This is a genomic window from Neobacillus drentensis (assembly GCF_036965245.1).
GTDB classification, from domain to species: domain Bacteria; phylum Bacillota; class Bacilli; order Bacillales; family Cytobacillaceae; genus Neobacillus; species Neobacillus drentensis_G.
Map to the genome: position 1 here is coordinate 1 of NZ_JBALPG010000188.1, position 962 is coordinate 962.

A 962-nucleotide genomic window follows, 5' to 3' on the forward strand; every position below is an offset into this window, starting at 1 on the left:
AATTAGCTAATAAAGGAGAAGATTATGAAAAAATATTGGTGGTTTATCCTTTTTATTTTGTTTATAGCTTTATTATCTATAAATAAGTATCAAGAAAGATTTGGTCAAAAATATGAGTCTTATACTTCGACTCATTCACTAATCAAAGAATATTCAAAAAAGGATTATGAAAGGGCTGAGGAATTTTCAAAACTATATCTTAAAGAATTTCCAGATAAAAAAGCAATAAAAAAATTGATTAATTCTGGATTAGAGGTAAATGCTCCGACATATTTTGATGGTGAATATTATGCTGATTTACCATTATGTATTGCCGGTTCTAAAGGAGATTATGAAACTGCAAAGCTTTTAATAAAAAAAGGGGCAGTGCAACGTGTTCCTGATACTGGAACATGGCCGATTTTTTGTGTTTTAGGTAGCTACGATAAAGGAGATTTGGAATTAGTAAAACTTTTCTTATCAAATGGTGCTGATGAAGTTGTTTCTGGAAAAGTTATTTCTGAATATGTCGAAGCAACACAATTTTTTAATCTTGGACGTGTAGAACATAAATATACTAAAGAAGATGAACATGAAGTTACATTGATATTTAAGGAACTTTTAAATGCCGGAGCACTTGTAAATCAACAAGCAGTAGTAGAGGCTGCTAGATATAATTATGTAGAGTTACTAGATTATTTCATTGAAGAGGTAGGATTGGATGTAAATGAAGGCTACAGTTACAACGATATTAGTGAGAAACTTTTTTCTCCATTGATTGCTGCTAGTTCTAACAACTCCTTAGACACTGTTAAATATTTAATTGAGCATGGAGCTGACAAAAATATAAAAAATAATCAAGGAAAAATGGCCATAGATTATGCAACCACGGATGAAATGAGAGCATTATTGTTAGATCAATAGACTTTAACATAATCAATATCTTTTTTAGGATTAACGTCCCGAAAATGCGGATTTACAAC

At 30.6% G+C, this 962-nt stretch carries 1 protein-coding gene; it reads left to right on the forward strand.

All coding sequences use genetic code 11. From position 1 onward, the window contains the following. Positions 1–24 precede the first annotated feature (24 nt). On the forward strand, positions 25–903 hold the full coding sequence (locus V7150_RS24790; protein ID WP_335523577.1) for an ankyrin repeat domain-containing protein: 879 nt from the start codon (positions 25–27) through the stop codon (positions 901–903). The last annotated feature ends 59 nt before the right edge of the window (positions 904–962 follow it).